We start from the raw sequence: 24,498 nt of genomic DNA, 5'->3' as shown, positions 1-24,498 counted from the left end.
ATAGAAAATATTATAGAGCAGCCCATTCAAAAGCGATAAAAAAGTGAATGCAATGACTGGCTGCATGGAAACAGAAGCCATCATCCTTATCCAGCTATGAAATAAGTCACGAGTTATTTGAAACAGAAAAAGTATTATAAATAGAGGTCCTAATGTAAGTAATAAACCTACTAGTACTGTAGCTATCAAATATCTCATTATAGCAATAATCATGCATTTTAAAAAAATAACAGTAGCCCATAGTATAGACACAAATGCAATAAAGCCAAAAGGACCAGTAATAGCGAGTGAAAAAAATTTCAACCAAGTTTCAACTGAAAAAAGCACACCTAGACTCTTATCCAAAAATGCAAATTTCTGTGTGTTTTCTGGATTGTTGTAACCAGAAAAGCTGTCAATTAGGTCACTAGTAGCATCGATGAAAATCGTATATAAGTTTTCTCCAAAAAACTCCCAACTTCTTTCACTTAGCGCAAAAATTATAAAAGCTATTTTAACTTTCCTGATAATAAAATCATTTATGCCTAATTCTATTGTACCTAATATATATCCCATAGCAGAAAATATAATATATAAAGTAAGCAGAGCGCTTACTGAGTTTAAAAGTCTTTTTGCATATTTTTTATATACATCTTTAATATCTGATTTTTGTATCACATGTTTTTTTACGTAATTTAATACACCATTTACAGTTGATGAAACCCAGTTATTCATGCGATTTTTTACAGAGAGATTTACATTATACCTATTATATATACTATTATTCTTTGCTAGTTCATTGCTTATTGCATTTCGGACATCAATACCAAAATATATTTTTTTAGTTTCATCATCTTTTAACTTCTCTTTATTTATAGTATATACAACATTACATCCCTCTTGTTTTTTCGATACAATCTCAGAGTCATGTTCGACACTTGGATCTAGGTGATAAAACATATTTGCGTCACCTTGAAAAATTTGATCAATATCTTCCGGTGGTCTATTACCTATATAAAGGTATAATTTTTCTCCTCTAGCAAACTTACACGATTTACGTGTTTTAACATGATATCCACCTTTATAGAGATTATAATCATCACCTTGTATACCTGCGATAGCCAACATAACAGAACTATGATCCTTTACATTGCTTACAGTGTATTCGTGATCAAGTTGCAAAGAAGATTGCTTAAAATCATCACTATTAATTAATGCACACTTTTTATCACTTTCATTGTTTTTATTCGGGAAACATTGACTACCTTCAGAATCATCAAGCAACTGTGGCAAAGGAAAGCTATCTATAATAATGTTATTAGCACCAACTCTTTCTTTACTAGGACTAACTATTTTTGCGACAAGAGACTCAGCCCAGGATATATTGTCATCTATTTCCTCAATGCCAGAAGCTATATTACATTGATTGTTTTCGTTATTATTTTCTACGTTACCCCATATCTTGATCTTGCGTAATATATTACCCTTTTCATCCTTAATATTATCTTCAATATTATCTTCCAAATAACTATACATATCACATCTATTATTCCTATCATACTTTTTATACCTTATAGAAGAGACACAGTCTGTACCAATTCCTCTTGCATTATAACATATCTTATTTCCAGTACAGTTCAGCTCATACAAGCCATATTTCCTTTTTTCTTTTTCTGCGTATTCTATTTCTTTGCGTTTTATACACTCTTGATCTGCAGAACACGATGTGAATATTTCATCCCTAACGGCTTGGCCTAAAGGAAACAACTCTCCTGATTGCATTAATCTTTGTCTAGGACAACGACGTAAATCTAATAACGCACTTTTCATCCATGGGTCAGGTAAATTACCATTACGATATACTTTATTATCATATGGCGTATACCCATTACCGATTAGGACATCATATTTACCTGGCAGATTAAATAGAGGTTGTTTTACACTTTTTGTCTCCTGGCCTGGACAGAAAAATTTATCACTTCCTCTACATATAGCAACAGGATCAGTCACATCACCATTGTCACTGCTATATATCTCATCCAAAGTAATTTGATCTGCAAAATTTTTAGCATTGTCACATATTATTGTTTTTGTTCTCGGTACTAAGCTAAAGATTAATTTATCACCAGCGTTTACTTTAATCCCAGTATCAACATAACGCTTTCTACTCTTTGTACTACCTCCAGAACATACTTTACCCAAGTCACGGCCAAAGTCATCACTTACATTATCAATATTTTCTGCCTCACTATAATCCGGTTCTGAATCATCATCACAAAATAAAGCAGGCACTAATGTTTTTGATTCAACTTCAGGACAAAAATCTATTAAACCATCGACAGTGAATGTTACTTTACCATTACCCTTGCTGACTGTTTCACGTGTATTAACCCAGTGCATTTTAAGATTATCATTATCCTTACGTACTGGAATCTCTATATTTACGCTACTAATTTCGTTCTGTAATCCAGGATTCACACAGTCACTTGCTCCATATTCAGCTTCAGCTGCAAAGCAATACAATACAAACACTGACAGTTTTATTATGTACCTCATCTCTGGCGACCTTGTACTTGATTACTACTAACTGGCCTCTGAACTGGCCTCTGAATAGATTGCATCATCCTATTCTGATCATCTAATCCAACCACTCCTAGTAAAGTTTGCTTGAATTGTTCACCCACTGCTCCAGCTTGTACCGGTATACTCGTTCTACCGAATAATGTCTGAGATATTGTCGAGGAAAGGTCAACCATAGCATCAAGAGCCTCAGCTAAAATAATAAATGCCATCACAGCGCCGAGATTAAGTTGTTTTACATCAGTAACATAACCATACAGAAGACATGGATTTACATTGATTATCGGTAGATCTATATTAATATCAAGTATACATCCAGTACAAGCCTGAAAATTAAACATTGAATATATAACATAATTCATAGCTTGAATGACTAAAGACATAGCAATTGTCAATATCACTGGCTGTATTCCAAACGTTGCCAGACCACCTATCCATAACATAAACATCCGCCTTGTGTACTTAAACAGAAGAAAGGTAATAAAAATAGGAGCTAAACTAACCAACAGAGCAATTATCACGCTATATGTAGCAAAAGAGAAGAGTGCATTAAATAGAGATTTAATAATTTTCACAGTTCCATAGATTATTAGACAAAACGCCACAATACCTAATGGACCAGAAAATACTAATGTCAGTATTAATTGCCATGTTTTCCATGATAAAAACCTATCAAACGGTTCATCAAATTTCCTGAAAACACTTTCAGCAGGACCACTCGTCGTATCAGATAAGTGTACTGTATGCATAAGCTCTTCAGGAATCTTTTCAAAAAAAGCAAATACATAGTGCGAAAAAAAGCTCCAACTATCAGCTCGTAATAATTGAGTAACAATACCTATTCTAACGCATATCATTAAAAATTCATATACCGAGATATTAGATAACCCAAAAAAGTAGCATAAAGTATATAAAACTATAAATAGTGTCAGTGATGCTACTATTATAGATCTGATGTTGTTTTTACTACTTCTAGATATCAGTCTATTATAAATGGTCATTGCATGACTTGTTTTATTTATTTCCCCGCCAACTCTTTCTGTAATGGAAAATGTGCCTGTTATCTTATCTCGGAAAAACTGATATATGGTACTAACAATTTTTTTAGAGCTTTTTCGCATTGTTAGATTCATATCAAATGCACCAGTATTCTGTGTATAGCCACATCCATGGTCTGTGATCCCATAATATATTTTAGCTTTACTTGTACCTAATATACCTATTTTTTCGTTTAACCTTTTCAATACTTCAGTAACATCTGCAGTATTACTAATATCTATACTAATATCATTATCACTGTCAGAACCAGGAGTATGCTCTGGCATATTATCATCAGTAGAGACATGTACGTATAAAGTTTTTTTCAAATCCACTTGTCTTGTAACTGACATCATGATGTTATAACCACCACCCTCACGAGACTCATCATCCCCTAGCCTAAAAGTCAGATTTTCATCTTTATTGTGTGGTCGACTAATTGAATAATCATAATGAGTGTGTATAGGCTCATTATGAAAATTTTCATTCTTCATTTCCATAAATAAATATGGAATATAACTCCCTATTTCTTTCTTTACATGTGTATCATCAAATAAATCTTCAAAAATTAACTTCATAATTTCTTCAGATCGTTTCTCATTAACCATTGATTGAATATGTGCATTCACATCTTCATGTAAAGATTCAGTTGTTACACAATTTTCTTTATTACATATATTCCCGCATATAGAATTTAAAATATATGTATCCACTTTCTTAATTTCACTCTCTGGCAGAGCATCACAGGATGGATCCTTTTTAATACGTTCCATGATTTGTACAAAGTCCTTCGCAATATCTACCACTTCGCTTGCCTTGCCGCTCCAAGATTCTCTGCCATTGAGCCATTTTACATTGCTATCCTGTGGTATATATCTATTTGGACATACGCCATATTCACAATTTCTCTTATTCAAAATCCTTGCAAAATGTTCTTCCTCCATTTCATTACACTGTTGATTAATGGTAATATATCTTTTTGTACCGTCTCGGTTGATGCATACCTTGCTCCCCATTATACTAAAATTTACCTTATCTCCAGCATAAAGTGAAAATGGTAACGTATATTCCTTCTCTCCTGGGACTATATTAAAGTCTTTATTGAGTCCTGCACAAAAATTTACTTTATCATGCAATACATCAAGGCCTGTGATATAGTCAGTATTTAACACAGTAATACCAGAGTATATCCACTTTTGCTGTGCAGGCATTACAGTTGACTCTGTACGCATATTTATATCCAGTGGTTGTATACATGATGCATAGCTTACAAAAGGCAAAAATATAACTATTAAACAAAATCTTAACATATTACTCAGGGGTATTATTTTGTCGTATAGTCTCACTACCACCTGCATTAGGAGTTTGATCATTAAGCGACTTACCCATTGCACTGCCAAGTGCACTGGCTGCTTCCATACCACCAGAAGCAGCAGCTTTACCCCATTTTATAGCTGTATTCACCATTGAAGCAGGGGTACCACCTTGCCCTAACTGTGCTCTATAATTACCCGCAAGTTCAGCTGCCATACCAGGAAGGGCGCTTAAGAAGTGATAGAATAAGAATAATATCAAACCTAATTTCATTAATTCTTTAGCAATATATGTGTTAAATTCCCCGAAATAAGGAATGATAAAAGTGATTAAACCCAATAGGGTATGGGTCTTAAATTCAAATTCTTGTAATAGACATGCAAGAGGTTTTTCCACATAATCTTCATCCCGCACTTGTGTACCATGCTTGTCTTGGGTCTTTCCATATGCACTACACGCGTCCTCTCTTGCTAATTCAAACCATATTTGCGTCCTGCCAGAACCTTCTACTTTTACTTCCTTTGCAGCAAACTTGAGATCTTTAAAAAAGACCTTGTCACATGCTACAAACATAAAAGATAAGAATGAAAACATAATAACAGGATATAGACTGTAGGTAATTAATTCTTTTACCCAAGAATCAAAATACCCTTTTGTAACTTGAAATAAGATCATCGGAATGAATAGCGGAGATATAATTACTACCACAGTTAATGCTATCAAAGATAGAATGTATATATAGCACATCCACAAAATAACCATCATTAGTAATAAAGCCATAAAAATAGCAGCAATAGCAATTAAAATACCCCCACCTACCAGCAGTATGCCTACAACTGATCCAGCAATAAGCAATGTAGAAGCAGAACCAAGTAACGCAAATGCTGCAAGAGTGCCTCCTTTTGCAATAGATCCTTTTAAAGGTGCTCCCCAATAAAAAAGTATTCTACAATCAAGCTTATCCCAAGAAGCAAGATATGCATGTTCTGTAGCATATTTTTCTACTGGATAATTACATATATTATTATCACTTTGGGATGATGCACTCAGCACTACATCCTGTAAATGATTTGAAATTCTCATTAGGTAGCCATAATACTCTGACATAGTATCACCAGTAGTGAAATACACTACTAGAGCAAACTTAAGTATTAAGACATATATCTCTTGATGGCTACGAACTCCACCAGACATTACTTTGAGTGCAAACAACATTAATGCTAAAACTAAAGCAGCTGTTACAGCATTCTTTAATCTTTTTTGAGCTATAGACAAAAAAGTGTCACGTTGCCGTACACGATCCCCTTTCACTAGGTCGCCTAATGTTTCATGTATACATTCCACTATCATAGACGTTATCGGCACTGGAGCAAATGAATTACTTTTTGACCTATCGTAACAAGCTTTTGACAAACTACTAAAACATCCATCGTTATCATAACCATCAAACACTAGCCCTTCTTCTTCCTTAAGCTTAATCATAGCCTGATAATTACCCTGATGTTCATCAAGCCCAAAAATACGTTGGTTACCATCTTTGTCCTTAAATTTTATTTTGGACGCAGAACACATAGGAGCAATATGAGCAGGTGACGCACTTACGCACCCTATATTTACTCCTCGTGGGTACACACTTCCTGTAAGTCTTACGCTATCTAATACTACACATAACTTACTTGCTTTGTGCACAGCTTTAAAGACTGAACCATGTATTTCTGCAGTTTGTCCTGCTTTAATGCTTCTGCAGTCCAAGTCACCATCAACATATTTCCAAGGAGATTCTGTTATATTACGTATCAATGTATCATTTTTACGTGCATTATTAATCGCTTTTTCTCTAGGATTGAAACTTTTGTCTTCTAATCCTGGATTACTTCGTATCAGATGGCTAAATGATAGAGGATTTCTGTGGCACACTCTTATATATTCACTGTACCGAACATTATTTTTTGGCCACCTGTAATGATCATCGCTATCTTGTGTAGTACTTAAAATCTCTTGTGTAGTACTTAAAATCTCTTTTGCTATGTTTTGCCCATTTTTTCTCTCTCCATTTTGATTATTTTTATCTTCCAAACACTTAAAATATTCATCTTCTGTTGCATAATTCTTGTCCGTACACTCACTATATTTTGCATCATTTAATGCAAAATCCTGAAAATTACCTTTACTATCATGTGCGACAGGATGTGCAACAAAACTGTGTGTACATACAACCCATGGACCAACACTCTTCCATAGTAAGTATATTCCTGCGATCATTGCTGCAATAGCAACTGCTGCCCCAATATTAGATAGAAAGAGTGTTGTAACACTAGAGGCTACGCTAACCAAAACTATTGCAAGTCCAATAGCTACTGTAGATATCAAAGCAATCACCCCACCAATGACTGCTGTTGTTTCAAATATACTACAATTAGGATTAGAAGCACGACTAAAAACTCCTTGAGAATTAATATGGCTCACAATTATACTACTATCATTAATTTGCTTATCATGAATTTGTTCTGCAAGAGCAGGATATGAAAGTAAAAAATCTAAATTCAACAAACATATTGCTATTAATAGTAAGGATATCTTAGTTTTAAACATTTCTTACCCTCTGATAAAATAAAGGCAACCAAACTTTTGGAGTGTCCCCTACTTCTTTTAATATGTCATGCAATAATACTACACTTTCTGCACGTCCAGATAATACATTAATTATATCATCTAAATCTTTTAAATCTATTTTAGCTACCACAGCATGAGTACCTTGTTTAACTAAAAAATATCTAGTACTCGGATCAGTATGTTTAATTAATACATACTCACGTTCAGTCAACATAAAAACATCACGATATACACTGGTAGCCTTAAGATTTGGCAAAAAAATTTGTGTTGCCGTTTGCTGTACAAGTGTATCACTGATAGCACTTTTACTTGCATCTTCAACACTCTGAGTAGCAAAAATTACAAAAGCATTAGATTTTCTCAATACCTTCAACCAATCCTTTATCTTAGGAGCAAAAACTGGATTGTCTATTAATGCCCATGCTTCATCAAGTACTATCATAGATGGAGTACCGTCCAGAGACATATTAATTCTATGAAACAAATAGAGCAGCGTCGGTCCAAGTGCAACAGGATCCTTAAGTAAATGAGACATCTCAAAACCAAATCCTCTTGCTCGTGAAAAATCCAATAAATCTTCCTTGTTATCAAATATTGCAGCATGAGAACCATTACCATGCCACATCGATATAGAACCTGCTAATGTATCTGGCCCTGCAAGTCCTAAAAATGGAACAAGATTACTTAATACTCTGTCCTCTTTTTTTAACTTAAAATTTCCTTCAATTGCATCGTTAATGCGTGCAATATCTTCAGAAGTAAATTTATCGTTATATACAGAAATGAGAGATTTAATCCATTCCATTAAAAATGTCCTATTATCAGACGTATCATCAAGTTGCAAGGGGTTGAAATTTGTTTTAGTTCTTGGTTCTATCATAGTATAAATGCAGCCTAATGCTCTCAGAAAAATTTCTGCACCATGATCTTTATCAAAAAAGAATATCCTTGGAGAAAATTTCATAGCCTGAGCACATAAAAAATTCATTAAAACAGTTTTTCCTGCACCTGTAGGGCCAATTATCATAGTATGACCAACATCTCTTACATGAAAATTAAAAAAAAATGGAGTCCTAGACGTAGTATCAAAAACTGTTACAGCATCTCCCCAATGATTGTTAAATTTATTTCCAATAGGATAATTATGTTGTGATGCAAATCCCGCCAAATTAAGACTACTTATTGTTGCCTTTCTCACAATATAATCAAAGTTACCAGGAAATTGCGCCCAAAATGCTGGCTCGAGATTAATCCTTTCTCGTATAGGATAAATACCACAATTAGAGAGCTCAGCTTCCACAAGTGATAAAGCATTATCTAGTGTTTTAGGGTTTCTTTCTATACACATAGCTGTTAAATGATGCTGACCAAATGTTACTTTGCCGCTAGTTGCATCATCAAGTGCTTGCGAGATTTCTGCTATTTGTGAGAGCGCTTTATCAGAAGACTGTATCATTCTATTCTGTTGTATCTGCATTTTGGTCACTGCTGCCTGCCTGTTTATAAACTGAAAAGATTGTGTAATGATAAATTCATATGGAAGTTGTAAAAATGAATCAAGCATCCCCGCATAAGTATTATTTCCATATTCTTTAACGCTAACTATTCCAGCGTATTTACTTTCATTATGAGTAATAATTTGTATCATTTTGTGGCCAAAAAATAGCCTATGTACTGGTAAATACCGTGATATCTCATTTCCTACTGGAAAAAGAGTATTAGTCACAAAGCCACAATTTGCAATTCGTGATAAAAATTCCGTTATTTCACAGAATAACCCACCAGCAGTACTTTTAATACCAAGAATTCTAGGTGAATAGTTTCTTAAACTTGTGATTATACGATTAGTTGTTTCTTCTAAATCCTCATATATAGCGCGCATGTCATTTGCCCAGGCATGTTTTGACGTTACACGCCCAAACTTTTTCAGCATATATGATAAAAATTCTACCCCTTTTGTATCTACTCTACGAATAACAGAAATATATAAATCATTAATAAAAGATTGCCTGGTAGCATGTTTTTCTTTCCATTTATCATTTACATAATTAGCAAAAAAATTTGGCAAATCTTGTTTTGCAAATTCATCGGAAAAAATATTTTTTTTACGTCTAATAGTATGAAAGTATAAACTAAACGTTGTGGACGATATACTTCTTAACATCTGATTTCTAATATTATTCTGTATGATAAGATCTTCATCATCTGCAGTTTCAAACGCAAAACCATTCAATTTTATCACTTTAACTAGATAATTTTTCTTTGTTATTAGGGTCGTACTATTCCAATAGCAAGAATAAGGTAAAAATTCAGCAGCATGAACCTCCTTATTTAACACAGATTGTACTCGTGATCTAATAGTTCTTAATTTCAACATTTCAAAACTTAAGCAATGTCATAAGAATTAGCTCCATGATAAAAACGATTTAAGCACTTTGAACACTTTTGTGATCTTACCATAAACAACTCAATAAATAATGGTTCTTTTGCAGAGGCAATATAACCCAACACATGTATTCCAGGTAAAAGCACGAAAAGCACTCTGAAATCATTGGTATTAATAAAAATTACCATACAAATCAAAACATTTAGTACTGCAAACATGTAGCTAACACCAAAAAGCATTGCCGGCCTAGTTAGACCTTTAAATAATTGATCTGTTCTTATACTACCGGTAGACATATCACTTATAAAAAATTTTTATATCATACTATATATTATATTAAAAATTCGTTGAAAGGAGTAGTATTTTTAGTAATATATGGTAAATTAAGTTTTTAAACATGAATTGGCCTTTTCAAGAAGCAGAAAAAATATTACATACATTTCCAGATAAGAAAGAAATAATATTTGAAACTGGTTATGGACCTTCTGGCCTACCACATATTGGCACTTTTGGAGAGGTGTTTCGTACTACAATTGTAGTGAATGCTCTAAAAAAAATCGCCCCTGAAATAAAAACTAAGATTATTGCAGTCTCAGATGACATGGATGGTCTACGCAAAATACCAGACAATGTACCAAACCAAGAAATGCTGAAAGAACATTTAAATAAACCATTAACCATGATACCTGACCCATTTGGAACAGATGAAAGCTATGGGCATCATATGAATGCATTATTTTGCAAGTTTCTTGATTTATTTGAATTTGAATATGAATTTAAAAGTGCTACAGAATGTTATAAATCTGGTATATATGATGAAAAGCTTCTGCTCTTACTAAAAAATTATGATAAAGTAATGGAAGTAATGCTTCCATCATTTAGAGAAGAGAGGCAACAAACTTACAGTCCTTTTTTACCCATATGTCCAGAAACCTCCCAGGTTTTACAAGTTCCTATTACTGCAATAAACGTAGAAAAGGGAACAATCGCTTACAAGGACTCACACGGTAATACAGTAGAAGTTCCTGTAACCAAAGGGAGATGCAAACTACAATGGAAACCAGATTGGGGAATGAGATGGTCTGCGTTTAAGGTAAATTACGAAGCGCACGGGAAAGATCTTACGCCATCAGCTCTGCTTTCAAGCAAGATATGTGAAATTCTAGAAGAGAAACCACCAATTTTATTTTGTTATGAATTTTTCTTAGATAAAGAAGGCAAGAAAATATCCAAATCCAAAGGGAATGGCATATCTATTAAAGAATGGTTGACATATGCTCCAATGGAAAGTCTAGCGTTATACATTTTTCAAAGCCCAAAAAAGGCAAAACGTTTATATTTTGATGTGATACCAAAGTCAACAGATGAATATTTAGAATTAGTGAAAAGCTACCATAAACAAAATGCTGAGGCACATCTTCAAATGAGAGAGGTAAAACCGGAGGAACAGAATCCTGTGTGGCATATTCATCAAGGAAAAGTTCCATACATAGAAACTGCAGGTATAAATTTTACTCTGCTTTTGAATCTTGCAGCAACTTGTAATGCTGAAAACAAAGAAATTCTTTGGGGGTTTATTTCTACCTATGCACCAGATGTCACACCAACAAATAATATTGTGCTAGATAAACTTTCAGGTTTTGCAGTAAAATATTATCATGATTTCATTAAGCCGACAAAATCATACAGAACTCCTACTGCGAAGGAAGAAAATGCATTACTTGATTTAAAAAGCGTGTTACAATCCTTATCACAAACAGCTAGTGCTGAAGAAATACAAGCTGAAGTATTTTCTATTGGGAAAAAACACAACTATAGTAATTTACGAGACTGGTTTCAATTATTATATGAAACGTTACTTGGTCAGCAAACTGGTCCTAGGATGGGGTCTTTCATTAAACTTTATGGGATAAGTAATACAATATCTCTAATAGAGAACATAGTATAGTATGTCCTTACTTTATTTACATTTTCTTGCACAAAGATTAGACTATAACAACCTATATAATATAAAGTATGATAAAAGATGAAAAATCAAAAACAATATTTGAAGTAGAAGGCACAGTAACTGCGTTATTACCATCTACGGAATTTCGAGTTAAATTAGATAATGAACATGAAATTATTTGTCATGTCTCAGGTAAAGTAAGAAGAAGCAAAATACGTATAATTATCGGAGACAGAGTACTAGTAGAAATGAGTGTTTATGATAGAAATGCTAGAAAAGGCCGTATCATTAGAAGATTAAAAAAATGCGTAGTAAACAGCTAAGTAATCTTCTTCTTGCTTCATCATCAGAAAGGCGTGTATCTCTTCTTAAACAAATGCATTGTGAGCCAGGGCTCGTCATGCCCGCAGATATTAATGAAAGCCCTTCAAAAAAGGAACTGCCAAAAAACTATTCAATACGTATGGCTAAAAATAAAGCTGAAACAGTACAGAGACTATACCCTAACTACTTTGTACTCAGTGCTGACACAGTTATTGCATGTGGCAGAAGAATATTACCAAAAGCTGAAAATATTGAAATAGCAGAAAAATGCATTCGCCTATTATCGGGCAGAAGACATAGAGTATATACTACAATCTGCCTATTAGCTCCTAATCAATCTCAACAACATTTAAAAACTGTAGTTTCAATAATAAAATTTAAGCGTCTTACAGAAGAAGAAATTAGCTATTATTTAATGTCAAAAGAATGGGAAAATAAAGCAGGTGGATGTAACATACAAGGGTTTGCAGGAATATTTGTACTATTCTTACGTGGTTCCTACTCTGCTGCAATAGGATTGCCATTACATGAAACTTATTGTTTACTTGATAATTATTTTAAGCTTAGTAATATTGACAATAAATAGATCTTGTTATACGTGCCATGGACTTACGTTAATGATAGACCTCTTGCAAAATTCATATAAGAAGATCAAAATTGAGAATATCAGCAATCAGAGATATGCCTAAAGCATTAGAGATAGTAAATAATATTAGATCTTTTGCTAAACAGAAAATTATTGCAAAAGAGTAAAAAATGTGTCTTTTTGATAAAATTTTTCTTGTTTTAAAGGCTATCCAACTTAATGGTTTTTTGGACCTCAGAAAATCTTCTGAGCATTAATTTCGCAAAAGGTCTAATACTTTTTCTTATTTTTGCACTCATCTTATTCTTATTTCTTCTTCTGGCATTTCGCAATGGGTCTATTATATGGGCAGTAGCTCAATTCAAGCACTACAATAAGAAATTTATAGAAATTTGGCTTGTTGCAGTTCGTAGAAAGCTTAAAGAATTTACTGCTCAGGAGCTTGTTAGAAGCATTTGTGCTATACACAAACTAGCAGTTAATAGTCAAGATGCACGCATCTTTCTATCAGAATGGGAGGAGTGTGCTTTGGAAATATTATGTACATTTAATCAGGTAGATCTACATATGGCAATAGATGCTTTAAGCAAATCAATACTACTTTTAGTAGCCAAAATCAATGTATTATTGATAAAGTTACTGAAAGGCGCCAGACTCTCACTCCTAATGGTGAAAATCTAGCTAATGATTTCAAGATGGTTATTGAATTAATACGTAAATATGCAATAAGTAACGAGCGTATAATAAGTGAATCATTTAAAGAATTGCTTGAAAAATACACTCGTGGTAATATTACAATTGATGCTAAGATAATAGAGATTGATGAAGAGGTAGAGAATGAGTTCAAAGACTTAATAAGCCTTGAGTTAAGTAACTATACTTCTACGTCGACGCCTTCTACATTGATGCAATCAGAAGTAACGTGAGAGGGGAAACTGAAATATACTTCTCTAACCTGAAAGAGTGAAATAAAAAGGTATCTGTTCACAGAGGTGATTTTCTTTAAGAAGGGACAAGCTATAGCAGTTCTTTAAAAAAGTACATTGATTTATAAAGCATATAATCAAAGATCTATTGCACTATCTTACACTAAAGCACACTTGACGTACAGCTTCCACTATATCCTCTACTTGTGGTAATGCTTCCCGTTCTAGATTTACAGCATATGGTAAAGGCACATCTTTACCTGTAACTCGCATGACAGGAGCGTCAAGATCATCAAAGCTGTGTTCCATAATCATTGCTGAAAGTTCAGATCCTATTCCAGCAAATGGCCACCCTTCCTCCACACTAACTAACCTATTAGTTTTTTTTACAGAATTCATAAGAGTATCAATATCTAGCGGCCTCAGCGTTCTTAAATCTATAACTTCAGCTTCAATATTCTCTTTTGAAAGCAATTCTGCAGCATTTAAAGCATACATAACCTGTAGTGAAAAAGCAGTAATAGTGACATCTTTTCCTTCTTTTAAAACAGCAGCTTTACCTATTTCTAATAAATAATCCTGATCTGATAACTGATAATCATCTACTTCATGTTCATGTCCATATGCTATCTCATTCTCAAGAAAAATTACTGGATTGGGATCACGTATAGCAGCTTTTAACAACCCTCTACAATCAGAAGCAAAATAAGGAGCTATTACCTTTAACCCAGGCACATGAGCATACCAAGATGCAAGACACTGTGAATGCTGTGCAGCAACCCTAGCTGCAGCACCATTAGGCCCACGGAACACTATTGGACAACCGAGCTGGCCGCCTGACATATAGTTAGTTTTTGCTGCTGAATTTATAATTTGATCAATAGCCTGCATAGAAAAATTAAATGTCATAAATTCCACTATCGGTTTCAACCCAGCAAACGCAGCCCCAACAGCAAGACCAGCAAACCCATGCTCAGTAATTGGAGTATCAACAACTCTTTTTTCTCCAAATTCCTTCAGCAATCCTTTAGTAACCTTGTAAGCACCTTCGTATTCTGCAACTTCTTCACCAATAAGAAAAACATTATAGTCATTCTGCATTTCTTCTCTAATCGCTATGCACAAAGCCTCACGTACACTCAAAACTGCCATTAGAAATCTTTTTTTATGATAAAATATTTTAATTATATATTATAATATATAATTAAGCAACCTTCTTCTCCTAAAATTCTATACAAAACTTTTTACACAATAAAAGAGATATTGCAAAACCTATGTACAACTTTTGTGAAATGCCAGAAGAAGAAATAGGAATAAGATGAGTGCAAAAATAAGAAAAAGTATTGAAGGTCAGCAATGATATTGAATCTCATATTGTGTTTCTTTTGAAAATTACGGTAAAGATGTAGCACAAGAATAGCATTAAAAATCATGATAATATTACCACGAAGTTTTTATAACCGTTCTACGCTAGTTGTTGCTGAAGAGTTATTAGGGAAAATTTTGAAATTTTCTAATTATAGTGGAGTTATTACCGAAGTTGAAGCATACATAGGTACAGATGATCCAGCATGTCATGCAGCAAGAGGTTATACCCCTCGTTCTTCAGTAATGTTTTCTACACCTGGATTCTCATATGTATATTTTATATATGGTATGTACTACTGCTTAAATATTGTTACTGAAAGAGAAGGATTTCCTGCAGCGGTATTAATACGAGGACTCAAGCTCATTGCCCCAATGGAGACAAATTTGCACGGACCTGGAATATTATGTAAAAGATTAAATATTACAAAAGCACACAACAAACAAGACTTGACAACAAACCATGAGTTTTGTGTCTATGAATCTAATTTAACACTAGATTATATTTGTACACCACGGATAGGAATTAGTACTGGTAAAGAAAAGTTCTGGAGATTTAAAGCATCTTTAATATCGTAAACTTATTTCCCGCTTGATTTTATAGGAATTTATTAAAAAAAGAAAATGTAATATCCACACTACTAAAAAAAATGTGATACAAAACATGAACATTGTTATCAACGGTAATAAAAACGACTTATCAATTGCTATACCGCCCCTTCTTATAATACTTGCAGGTTGATGTAAAGTTGACCATAAGTTTACAGAAAATTTTACTATAGGAATATTGATAGCACTAAAAATAGCAAATACTGCTGCAGACTTTTCTGCTCTAACTTTATTAAAAAAAGAAGACCATAATGCAAGATATCCAATATATAAGAAAAATAAAATTAACATCGAAGTAAGACGTGCATCCCAGACCCACCAGGTACCCCATGTACCTTTTCCCCATATACTGCCTGTAATCAAGCATATTGCAGAAAAAACAACACCAGCAGGTGCTGCACTATACGCTAAAATAGCAGCTACACTATTATTCCAAACTAGTGAAATAAAACTTAATAATGCAATTAAACAATATATTGCAAGAGAAAGCCATGCTGCAGGAACATGGATATGCATTACTTTGGCTATCTCTCCTTGTTTATAGTCCTCTGGAGAAAAAACCACAGCTACTAGTATACCAACTATAAAAAACAGAACACAAATAACCATAAGCCATGGCAAGGCTTTTTTGGAAAAACATGTAAAACTCGTTGGGCTTAACAGCATGTCTGAGCACCTTATACAATGACTGATCAATATATTTCAATCCATAATGTCATTTGCTCTTATGACTTCTTGTTGTACAGCATTGGTATTTACTTCGTCCATTCTTGTAGATGGATGCTGTTCTTCGACAAACGTTCCTAAAAACTCGTCCAAGTACACACCATTGATTTTGACGGTTTTGTGCTGACTTTCGTATTCTTTTATATCATCAAGATCAGCTATATCATCAAGATCAGCTTGTTTGTATTTTACGTGATATGTCAGTTCTTTACCCTTTCCTGTAATAATTAATTGAATCTGAACTTGCTTATCATTTACTTCTCGCTTTATAATCATTGTAACATTGTGATTATTCAAATCTAGCATGTGATAATCTCTTACACCATTTTCATCTACATTACATATTAATAAAGCAGGTGCGTCTTTATTTTCTGCACTTCTTAGTACAAATCCATTGACCTTTATTTGTTTATAAGATTCACTCTCCAAGAAATCACTGGCATTAATATTTTTTACATACATGCTTACATAGCATTTGCCATCAGGATATTGCTTTATATAGCATTTGCCATCAGAATATTGCTTTATACCATACCAACTTTTATGTTTACCGTGTAAATATTTTTTTCTATTGCAGCCATCACTGTCACGCACTTCCTCAAGAATAGCATCATTAAACATAGAATTTACACCACCATATACTTCACTTGGGAATACTTGTAATTCTTCTGCTGCTGTCATATAACACCCTAATCAATACACAAATTTATGCCATAAGCACTTTAAGATAGTGCCTAAAATAAAAATATATACAAGCAAAAATTTTCTTAACAAGCTGTAAATTTTACTATAATGATAGTATATATGGTTCCCAAAACACTTAACTTACACTTAGTATCCGATTCAAGTGGTGAGACAGTCGTATCAGTAGCAAAATCGGCATTGAAGCACTTTAAATCTGTGGAAACAGTTGAATATGTTTGGTCTTTTGTAGACAGCAAAAAGCAGATTAATAATATTATAAAAAAAATTAAAAACAAGAATAATGAATATAATTTTGTAATATGCACAGTTACTGATGATGAATTAAGAAAATATCTAAAAGACAATTGTGCAAAATTAAAAGTCCCTTATATAGCAATATTATCACATATTATACGTGAGATTTCATCTTACCTAGATATCCAAAAAGATTTAAACCCTAATTTATATACTGAAATAAATAACGAGTATTTTCAACGTATTGAAGCAATAAATTATACTATTAATCATGACGATGGACAAAGCATACAAGATATCGATAAAGCAGATATAATTTTGGTAGGTATATCTCGCACATCAAAATCACCAACCAGTATGTACTTGGCTTACCGTGGTTATAAAGTAATAAACATTCCGTTTATTGATGATATACCATTTTATATTGATTTAGAAAAATTAAAAAACAAACTGGTGATAGGGCTAACAATAGATGTTAAAAGGCTTATAGAAATACGCAAAAATAGGCTTACCGCAATCAATAATGAAAATAATAAAACATATGCAGATTATGAAAAAGTTAAAACTGAAATCAAAAAATCAGAAGATCTATTTAAAGAACAAAAATGGCTAGTTATTAATGTTACACAAAAATCAATTGAAGAAGTAGCAGCAACAATTATACAATATTGCAATGAAGGACAGAAAAACATATGTTAAACATATTAGTTCTGTGTACAAAACAAAACTAAACAGCCCTATGTTACAGACCGCAATTTAAACAGTTAAGTCGATGTGAAATTGATATACGTCTGTTAATTCTTATTTTAGACTTTTGCGAAACAGAAAATTATTGTAAAAGGTCTGATCTTCCACATATCAGTCATTAAACTCCCATTACCATTATTTACTAAGTTTACAGCATAATAACGAAACAAGCAGTATTCTTGAAAACATATAGAAAGACTACTTTTTAGTAGATAGTTTTATATGTTTACCATATATAGCATACCAACAATCTTTTATCTTTTCTATATCTCTATATGTAGTATTCCACCCTATACTTACTCTGAGTGAGCATTCAGCTTGCTCTTTTGTAGCCCCCATTGCCAATAATACATGGGAAGATTCAACTCTGCCAGCAGAACAAGCTGACCCATTGCTAACTGCAATATTGTTTAAATCAAAATTCATAAGCTGTACATCGCTTTTTACTCCAGGCATATATATATAACTCGTATTTGGTAATCTATGTGAGTTTTTACCAAATATTACTATATCATGAGCAAGGCTTAATAATTCATATTCTAGTCTATTACGCAAAGTTTCTACCTCTTTCATCTTGGCCAATAATTTTGGAACATCATGTAATGCAGCAGATAAAGCTGCAATTGCAACTATATTTTCTGTTCCTCCACGCAATCCATTTTCTTGTCCTCCACCATAAATTATGGGCTCTATTTTCTGCTGTTTATCAAATATTAACACTCCACTACCAGCTATACCGCCAATTTTATGAGCAGATAACGTCAATAGATCTACTCCTAAATCTTCCATATTAACCGTAATTTTTCCAATACCTTGAACAGCATCAGTGTGACATATTGCACCAAAAGAATGAGCTATTTCAGATATTTGATGAATTGGCTGTATTACTCCTGTCTCATTATTAGCTAACATTACAGAAACTAATACTTTATTGCCCCTTAATTTCTCAAGAGTCTTTTCTAGCGCGATAAGTTCAATTACCCCATCTCTATTAACAGGTATTATGTAAGGTTTATTGGCAGAATAAAGAATTGACGGATGTTCTATTGCTGAAACCACATGTATGTGATCCTTAAGTCCATTCATAGCAAGGTTATTTGCTTCGGTTGCAGAAGAAGTAAAAACTATTTTCTTGTTTTTACATACACCCATAAAATTATATATACTATCTCTTGTATTTTGCAGAATTTTTCTTGCTGCAAGTCCACCTTGATGTAATGATGAGGGATTGAGTGTTTGTAATGATAAAACTTCGGAGATAGCTTGTTTTATATTTTCGCTAATAGGAGCAGTTGCATTATAATCAGCATATATATAACCATACTTCATCGTAACAAAAATTTATTGCAAAAAAAGCTGAATTAATAGATACTTAATAAAGTCAGTTTATAGGGTCTAATAGTAATGGTAGAAGTTTTTTTAAATAATACAACAGAAAAAATTGAAGGTGAATATCATCAAAGTCAGAATGTTGATGCACCTGTTGCATTAATCTTACATCATCATCCACAGTATGGTGGAAATATGAATCATAAAATGATAGATAGTATATATACAACTTTTGTTCAGAACGACTTTTCCACGCTCAAGATTAATTTCCGTGGTATAGGAAAATCAAGTGGCACTTTTGATAAAGGTATGGGAGAGTTAATAGATGCTTCAGTAGCTATTGACTGGCTTCAAGAATATAATTCTAGCAAATCACCTATCTGGGTAGCTGGTTTTTCTTTTGGAGCGTGGATAGCCATGCAGCTTACAATGCGACGTCCAGAAGTAGTAAGCTTTATAACAATTTCACTTCCTGCCACTCACTACGATTTTTCTTTTCTCTCTCCTTGTCCTGTACCCGGACTTGTTATACATAGCAGCAATGATACACTGTCCGATGAAAGTGATATATCATATTTAGTAAGGAGGTTAACAAATTCAGTAAAAAGTAAATACATGCAGTTCCATACAATAGAGGATGCAAATCACTTTTTACGAAACAAAGAAGAAGCAGCAATAAAGATTGTAGATAGTTACATTAAGCTACGCTTGAGCATTAAGCAGACTAATGTATTGTCTGCTAATAAAGTTCAAGAAGGTGTATTATGTTAAAAAAATTATTATTTCTAGTTTTAACTTTATTTATTTTACCAGGAGGGTGTACAAAACCTAAACTAAAAAGCCCATGCATAAAAAATAACGCAAGTATTGCTTGTACAGATAGGTATTCTATCAATGATCATTGGCTAAAATCTAGATAAACTTATAGCTTTAGCTAAAGCTATAAGTTTACGCTACTACATACGCTACTTTTACATTCTATGTTTACGCGTCCTTCATGTAAGTATCATGGTCTGTCTTTACTGTTTCATTGTCTACTTCTGCGCAAGAATTATGACGGTAAAAATTTCCATGCAGCCCAAAAGGTAAATGTATTGGTAGATGTGCTTCTCCAATTTTCTGCATACTATGTGCATCTATGACTACAATAGAAGAACACTTTGTGTTATCGTTATATGCAATAGCTAATAACACACCATCATTTCCTTGTGAGTTATCGTTGTTACGTGGCACAAATATAGGCTCACCAAAATAATAATTATCTTCTCCCCATAACTGAATTTTCTCATCCTGTAGATTAATTTTTTGTACTGAATTATAAAATTTTAGCGGCCTAGACCCTGTCATTGCAGTAGTATACAAGAAATTATACTTTTTACCATTTACTGCTTTATAATTGATACGCGGAAATTCTACAGGCGAAGAGTGAGCCGGTAGACTTCTATGATGACATTTTTCTGTATTTAAATTAACTGTATAACGTTTGAGAGTGCCATCAAAGTCCACCATTCCTTTTTCTTTTAAGTCTGAGAGAAAAAGTGGTGAATAAATATTACTTTGACTTTGCATATCATAGCATACTAAATCTAAAATGATTTCGTTTTGATGTGTATCAATATTTCTATGCTCATAAGCATTAGCACTATGTAAACAGATAAATGGATCCGTTTGAATTTCTCGTATATCACCATTTTTCCTATTAATAATAACAAAAGATGAATAATCAATCTTTTTTTTATATGATAAAGCATCATTAAACGTATAATTAAAAAGCAATTTCAATGGACTCAGAACTAGTGGTGTTTTAAACAAAATAACATAATTCGGCGTAATGCTAAAACTATGCACATAAAATGGTTGCTTCTCTTTAGGGTAGCCCTTTGGTGGATATGTTGCAATAATTTCACGCTTCAAGCTATTAGGAGCAATTTTATAAATATGATGTTTATTTTCTCTTCCAAATTCTACTAAAACATTAATCATCTCACCTGTATCAACGTCTAAATGAGGATGTGCTGTACTCACAGCAAAAGCCGGCAAATCATCATCAAACTTTAAAGAACCGATTGTTCTAAGATCATTTTGATCAAACTTTATAATATTACTGGTTTCAGTCACAGCACCAAAATGCTCACCTATTTTTAATATATGTACGTTACAGTCATCAAGCATGCTACTTTGACCTTGGAACAGATTTTTCACCGTATAAAGTACCCGTTGTATATGCCCTTGCCCTTCTATTGCATATGTTTCAAACCCATTTTTATATAATCCACCGTTGGCATTACTTTTTGCATACTGTTCAGAAAGTAAAAAGCGGTTCCTAAAACTTACTTTACCAGAATCAAAAGTAAACTTTTTAATCATAGCAAAGCCATCAAACCAATGCTTGAAATGAGTAGTTCCTACTTCAAACTGTGCCGGCCCATTTGCGATTAAGCTACCCGATATCCAGCTAGGAATTTGTCCATCAACTTTTAGATTATCTAATACAACCTCTTTTGTCTGGCTTTCCCATCCTTTGAAATCTCTACTCAAAAAATTATTACTTACTTTCATAAAATATACCTCGTATTTATGCTAAAATTTATGTGTATAGTATACGGTAAATATTGTCAACTATACACCATGGTAAAATTACCTTCCACATACTGTACATCATCATTATCTTCTAATGCTTCAATCAAAGCAGATATTTTTTTAGCTAGTTCTTCATCATTAACTTCAATAGGATCTTTTGGTTGCCACGCAAGGCGTGCAAATTCTGGTTCTCCAAACTTATTATATAAAGTGTCACGTACCAGACCAAAATTTTTCACTTCACAAGTTACTAGATATAATCCGTCTTGTAGTTCAACATTCAACACTCCTAGTTCAATTCCATAATTAAACAGTTCATCAAAATTTATATTACTAGCATTATAGACAACTAAGCCAATATAGTTAAAAAGGTAATTTACGCTACCTGTTTCTCCTAGATTACCTCCCATACGAGAAAAAATATGGCGTATCTCAGCAGCTGTACGATTACGATTATTTGTTACAGCATAAATAATAAATGCAGTACCTGAAGGTCCATAACCTTCATATTGTACTTCCTCATAATTTTCTTCAGTAATATTGCCAGATGCATTTTTGATAGCTGTTTCTATTTTATCCTTTGGCAAATTTTCTTTGCGTGCAGCAATTATTGCAGAACGTAAACGTGGATTTAGTTCAGGATCGGGCAAACCCTGTCTTGCCGCAACTGTTATTTCTCTTATTAATTTAGTAAATTTTTGAGAACGCTTAGAATCTTGAGCATTCTTTCTATGTTTAATATTTGAAAATTGTGAATGACCAGCCATTTAAACTCCTACGAGAATAATGTAAATTTTGATTTACTGTAAGCTCCTTCATACGAAAGACTATATATATATTATCTTCACTAATTTCGATTTGCTTAATCAATATTCTAATAATATTACGTTGCAACTCCCAAGTTGGTTGTTCAAATCCTAATTGAATAATTGCAGCAAAATTTTCTAGGTTATCTGTAATGAGTTTCCACCCTTGCTCCAATTTCTCTTGATCAAGCACTTTTCCCTTCTGTTCTTCAATCTTCTTCATACGTTCTCTCATTGCTTTAATTCTTGGCTCAAGTTCTTCCTTACTTATATATTCATCAGTATAAATATCAAGAAGTCTTTTAATGTCTTCTTCAATTTATCTTCCTCTTTTTCTAATGCATAATCTACTTGCTTGTCCTTTTGTTATGATAAATTCAATTGATACTCTTTAAGAACCTGTTCATAATCTTTTGAGAAGTAAAACAGCAAAAGCTAAAACAACCATTTGCAGGCTAGTATTGAGCTTGTTTCTCGCAGTTTTTCCCACAATCATCCAAAGGAGCGTTCCACAACCCATCTTGTTGGTAGCACAACAAAAGACTGCAGTCTCAACAGTTACACCAATCATCTCTTTTATCTTGAAGTAATCATAACAACTTTGGAAATTCTTTCGGTAACATTCCCCATTGGCAACCATTTTTCAAAACATATAACACTCCACAAAATACATCCCATCTTTCTTGGTTTTCTCTTCTTTCGACAAGATTCAAGCTCTGGCAATATGATTGCGAACTGCTCTTTACTTACATCGCTTGGATTTATATTCTTACCTTTTCTTTTAGATCGAGTACAGATTCTAACAGGATTATTGCCATGGATCTCACATTATAAATGCTTCCATTGAAAAATTTTTACTTTTTTATTTAATTAAAGTATTGATATATAATTATAGTTCCGTATTCTAGTACTTAATACTACAGTAGTTTCCTATATCAGAAAACAACTAGTTTACATTAGTGTAGCTGTAGTACATATGTGATTTTTAGTAAGTGAGGAACAAATGAAAGATCAACATCTACCGAGTAATAAGGGTTGTTTAATATACTTCAAAAGTTTCTTATTACCAGAGATCAGAGTAAACCCTATACAATAATTGATCATTGCCAAGTTACTTATAATGTTCACTATATGCTTAGTTTCAGCTCTTTCACTCTTTAAAAACTTTAGTCTATTTGGTGTAGCAAAACACAGGTTACAAACTTCAATATGTATACCATGATATAAAGCACAAGGAGTAAGCTTCTCTACTCTCTTTATACCTTCATAACATGCTTTATCTGTATTATTTACTTTAGGTGACAAGCTGATTCTACTAACTGCAACAATTGATGGTAAAGCTTCTCCTCTAAATCCTAGATGTCTAATCTCTGTTAAATTATCATCATTTTTAGCTTAGAAGTAGCATGATGCATGAATTATCTCATCTTTGCTAATACAACGCCATTATCTACTACTGAGATAAGATTACATCCGCCATTTTCTATTTTAATCTCTATTTCTGTACTTCATGCGTCAATAGAATTTTCTGCTAATTCCTTTACTACACTACCTGGTCTTTCAATTACTTCACCAGCTTCTATACGATTAATTGTTTTGCATCTAGGAGAATTATTGCCGTGTGTTTAACATAGCTATATTGTAAATTTGCTATTAAAAAATTTAACTTTTTATGTGGTGAGATGTTGACACACACAACTGTA

22 protein-coding genes and 1 pseudogene (1 of these 23 running past the window's edge) are annotated in these 24,498 nt (G+C 33.1%); 9 read left to right on the top strand and 14 right to left on the bottom strand.

Going from position 1 to position 24,498, the window contains the following annotated elements; translation table 11 throughout:
* The 5 genes from BIY23_RS05715 to BIY23_RS01075 form a co-directional block, all read right to left on the bottom strand.
* On the bottom strand, positions 1 to 714 hold the 5' portion of the coding sequence (locus tag BIY23_RS05715) for a TrbL/VirB6 family protein (RefSeq protein WP_458772611.1). Its footprint begins 9 nt before the window's first position; only the first 714 of its 723 coding nucleotides appear in the window; the start codon lies at positions 712 to 714; its stop codon lies off the left edge, out of view.
* A 1,817-nt stretch (positions 715 to 2,531) separates the two neighbouring features.
* Positions 2,532 to 4,907, bottom strand: a complete 2,376-nt coding sequence (locus tag BIY23_RS01090; protein WP_070064716.1) for a TrbL/VirB6 family protein — start codon at positions 4,905 to 4,907, stop codon at positions 2,532 to 2,534.
* A gap of 1 nt (position 4,908) precedes the next feature.
* Entirely contained in the window at positions 4,909 to 7,503 is a 2,595-nt protein-coding gene (locus tag BIY23_RS01085) for a TrbL/VirB6 family protein (protein ID WP_070064715.1), read from the bottom strand.
* Positions 7,496 to 9,901 carry a VirB4 family type IV secretion/conjugal transfer ATPase gene (locus BIY23_RS01080; RefSeq protein ID WP_070064714.1) on the bottom strand — a complete coding sequence of 802 codons (2,406 nt, stop codon included), beginning with the start codon at positions 9,899 to 9,901 and terminating at the stop codon, positions 7,496 to 7,498. The genes BIY23_RS01085 and BIY23_RS01080 overlap by 8 nt, the downstream gene beginning before the upstream one ends.
* An 8-nt stretch (positions 9,902 to 9,909) precedes the next feature.
* Entirely contained in the window at positions 9,910 to 10,206 is a 297-nt protein-coding gene (locus BIY23_RS01075) for a type IV secretion system protein VirB3 (protein WP_070064713.1), read from the bottom strand.
* Positions 10,207 to 10,307: 101 nt separating this feature from the next.
* Here BIY23_RS01075 and BIY23_RS01070 point away from each other — a divergent pair, with 101 nt between their 5' ends.
* The 5 genes from BIY23_RS01070 (at position 10,308) to BIY23_RS01050 (ending at position 13,694) form a co-directional block, all read left to right on the top strand.
* Positions 10,308 to 11,858 carry a lysine--tRNA ligase gene (locus tag BIY23_RS01070; protein ID WP_070064712.1) on the top strand — a complete coding sequence of 517 codons (1,551 nt, stop codon included), beginning with the start codon at positions 10,308 to 10,310 and terminating at the stop codon, positions 11,856 to 11,858.
* A gap of 68 nt (positions 11,859 to 11,926) precedes the next feature.
* A complete protein-coding gene (infA, locus tag BIY23_RS01065) occupies positions 11,927 to 12,181 on the top strand; it encodes a translation initiation factor IF-1 (RefSeq protein ID WP_070064711.1) in 255 nt (84 codons plus the stop codon).
* Positions 12,163 to 12,768 carry a Maf family nucleotide pyrophosphatase gene (locus tag BIY23_RS01060; RefSeq protein WP_070064710.1) on the top strand — a complete coding sequence of 202 codons (606 nt, stop codon included), beginning with the start codon at positions 12,163 to 12,165 and terminating at the stop codon, positions 12,766 to 12,768. Before infA ends, BIY23_RS01060 begins: the two co-directional genes overlap by 19 nt.
* 219 nt (positions 12,769 to 12,987) lie before the next feature.
* Positions 12,988 to 13,449 (top strand): hypothetical protein, encoded by a 462-nt coding sequence (locus BIY23_RS01055; protein ID WP_070064709.1) that lies wholly within the window; start codon positions 12,988 to 12,990, stop codon positions 13,447 to 13,449.
* A gap of 14 nt (positions 13,450 to 13,463) precedes the next feature.
* Positions 13,464 to 13,694, top strand: a complete 231-nt coding sequence (locus BIY23_RS01050) for a hypothetical protein (protein ID WP_070064708.1) — start codon at positions 13,464 to 13,466, stop codon at positions 13,692 to 13,694.
* A gap of 153 nt (positions 13,695 to 13,847) precedes the next feature.
* Here the strand turns inward: BIY23_RS01050 and BIY23_RS01045 are convergent, their stop codons facing one another.
* Complete coding sequence (locus BIY23_RS01045) at positions 13,848 to 14,846, bottom strand: pyruvate dehydrogenase complex E1 component subunit beta (protein ID WP_070064707.1); 999 nt, start codon at positions 14,844 to 14,846, stop codon at positions 13,848 to 13,850.
* 279 nt (positions 14,847 to 15,125) lie between these two features.
* On the opposite strand from BIY23_RS01045, the gene BIY23_RS01040 reads away from it, so the two are divergent.
* Positions 15,126 to 15,638: a DNA-3-methyladenine glycosylase gene (locus BIY23_RS01040; protein WP_070064706.1), complete on the top strand. Its 513-nt coding sequence runs from the start codon at positions 15,126 to 15,128 to the stop codon at positions 15,636 to 15,638.
* Here the strand turns inward: BIY23_RS01040 and ccmC are convergent.
* Entirely contained in the window at positions 15,627 to 16,361 is a 735-nt protein-coding gene (gene ccmC / locus BIY23_RS01035; RefSeq protein ID WP_261722492.1) for a heme ABC transporter permease CcmC, read from the bottom strand. The two genes, BIY23_RS01040 and ccmC, sit on opposite strands and share 12 nt — an antisense overlap.
* 9 nt (positions 16,362 to 16,370) lie before the next feature.
* Entirely contained in the window at positions 16,371 to 17,075 is a 705-nt protein-coding gene (locus BIY23_RS01030) for a hypothetical protein (protein WP_070064704.1), read from the bottom strand.
* A 123-nt stretch (positions 17,076 to 17,198) separates the two neighbouring features.
* Between BIY23_RS01030 and BIY23_RS01025 the strand changes: the two genes are divergently transcribed.
* On the top strand, positions 17,199 to 18,032 hold the full coding sequence (locus tag BIY23_RS01025) for a pyruvate, water dikinase regulatory protein (protein ID WP_070064849.1): 834 nt from the start codon (positions 17,199 to 17,201) through the stop codon (positions 18,030 to 18,032).
* A 246-nt stretch (positions 18,033 to 18,278) separates the two neighbouring features.
* On the opposite strand, the gene BIY23_RS01020 is transcribed toward BIY23_RS01025, so the two are convergent.
* Positions 18,279 to 19,409 (bottom strand): cysteine desulfurase family protein, encoded by a 1,131-nt coding sequence (locus BIY23_RS01020; protein WP_070064703.1) that lies wholly within the window; start codon positions 19,407 to 19,409, stop codon positions 18,279 to 18,281.
* A 75-nt stretch (positions 19,410 to 19,484) separates the two neighbouring features.
* Here BIY23_RS01020 and BIY23_RS01015 point away from each other — a divergent pair, with 75 nt between their 5' ends.
* Together BIY23_RS01015 and BIY23_RS01010 are read left to right on the top strand one after the other, a co-directional pair.
* The gene (locus tag BIY23_RS01015) at positions 19,485 to 20,180 is read left to right on the top strand and encodes an alpha/beta hydrolase (protein ID WP_070064702.1); all 696 of its coding nucleotides are present in this window, start codon (positions 19,485 to 19,487) and stop codon (positions 20,178 to 20,180) included.
* The gene (locus BIY23_RS01010; protein WP_070064701.1) at positions 20,174 to 20,329 is read left to right on the top strand and encodes a type IV secretion system protein VirB7; all 156 of its coding nucleotides are present in this window, start codon (positions 20,174 to 20,176) and stop codon (positions 20,327 to 20,329) included. The genes BIY23_RS01015 and BIY23_RS01010 overlap by 7 nt, the downstream gene beginning before the upstream one ends.
* A gap of 64 nt (positions 20,330 to 20,393) precedes the next feature.
* Here the strand turns inward: BIY23_RS01010 and BIY23_RS01005 are convergent, their stop codons facing one another.
* The 5 genes and pseudogenes from BIY23_RS01005 to mutL form a co-directional block, all read right to left on the bottom strand.
* The gene (locus tag BIY23_RS01005) at positions 20,394 to 21,968 is read right to left on the bottom strand and encodes a carotenoid oxygenase family protein (RefSeq protein WP_070064700.1); all 1,575 of its coding nucleotides are present in this window, start codon (positions 21,966 to 21,968) and stop codon (positions 20,394 to 20,396) included.
* A 56-nt stretch (positions 21,969 to 22,024) separates the two neighbouring features.
* Positions 22,025 to 22,756 carry a YebC/PmpR family DNA-binding transcriptional regulator gene (locus tag BIY23_RS01000; protein WP_070064699.1) on the bottom strand — a complete coding sequence of 244 codons (732 nt, stop codon included), beginning with the start codon at positions 22,754 to 22,756 and terminating at the stop codon, positions 22,025 to 22,027.
* Positions 22,725 to 23,018, bottom strand: coding sequence for a hypothetical protein (locus tag BIY23_RS00995; protein ID WP_148115195.1), 294 nt, complete (start codon positions 23,016 to 23,018; stop codon positions 22,725 to 22,727). Before BIY23_RS00995 ends, BIY23_RS01000 begins: the two co-directional genes overlap by 32 nt.
* A gap of 367 nt (positions 23,019 to 23,385) precedes the next feature.
* Positions 23,386 to 23,508 carry a transposase gene (locus BIY23_RS04825; RefSeq protein ID WP_081326503.1) on the bottom strand — a complete coding sequence of 41 codons (123 nt, stop codon included), beginning with the start codon at positions 23,506 to 23,508 and terminating at the stop codon, positions 23,386 to 23,388.
* A 304-nt stretch (positions 23,509 to 23,812) separates the two neighbouring features.
* Positions 23,813 to 24,449, bottom strand: a pseudogene (mutL, locus tag BIY23_RS05365) (DNA mismatch repair endonuclease MutL); the annotation flags it as partial.
* Between the last annotated feature and the right edge of the window lie 49 nt (positions 24,450 to 24,498).

Origin of the sequence: Wolbachia pipientis (assembly GCF_001752665.1) — a bacterium.
Taxonomy (GTDB): Bacteria; Pseudomonadota; Alphaproteobacteria; order Rickettsiales; family Anaplasmataceae; genus Wolbachia; species Wolbachia pipientis_A.
This window is presented reverse-complemented; position numbering and strand designations above follow the sequence as displayed.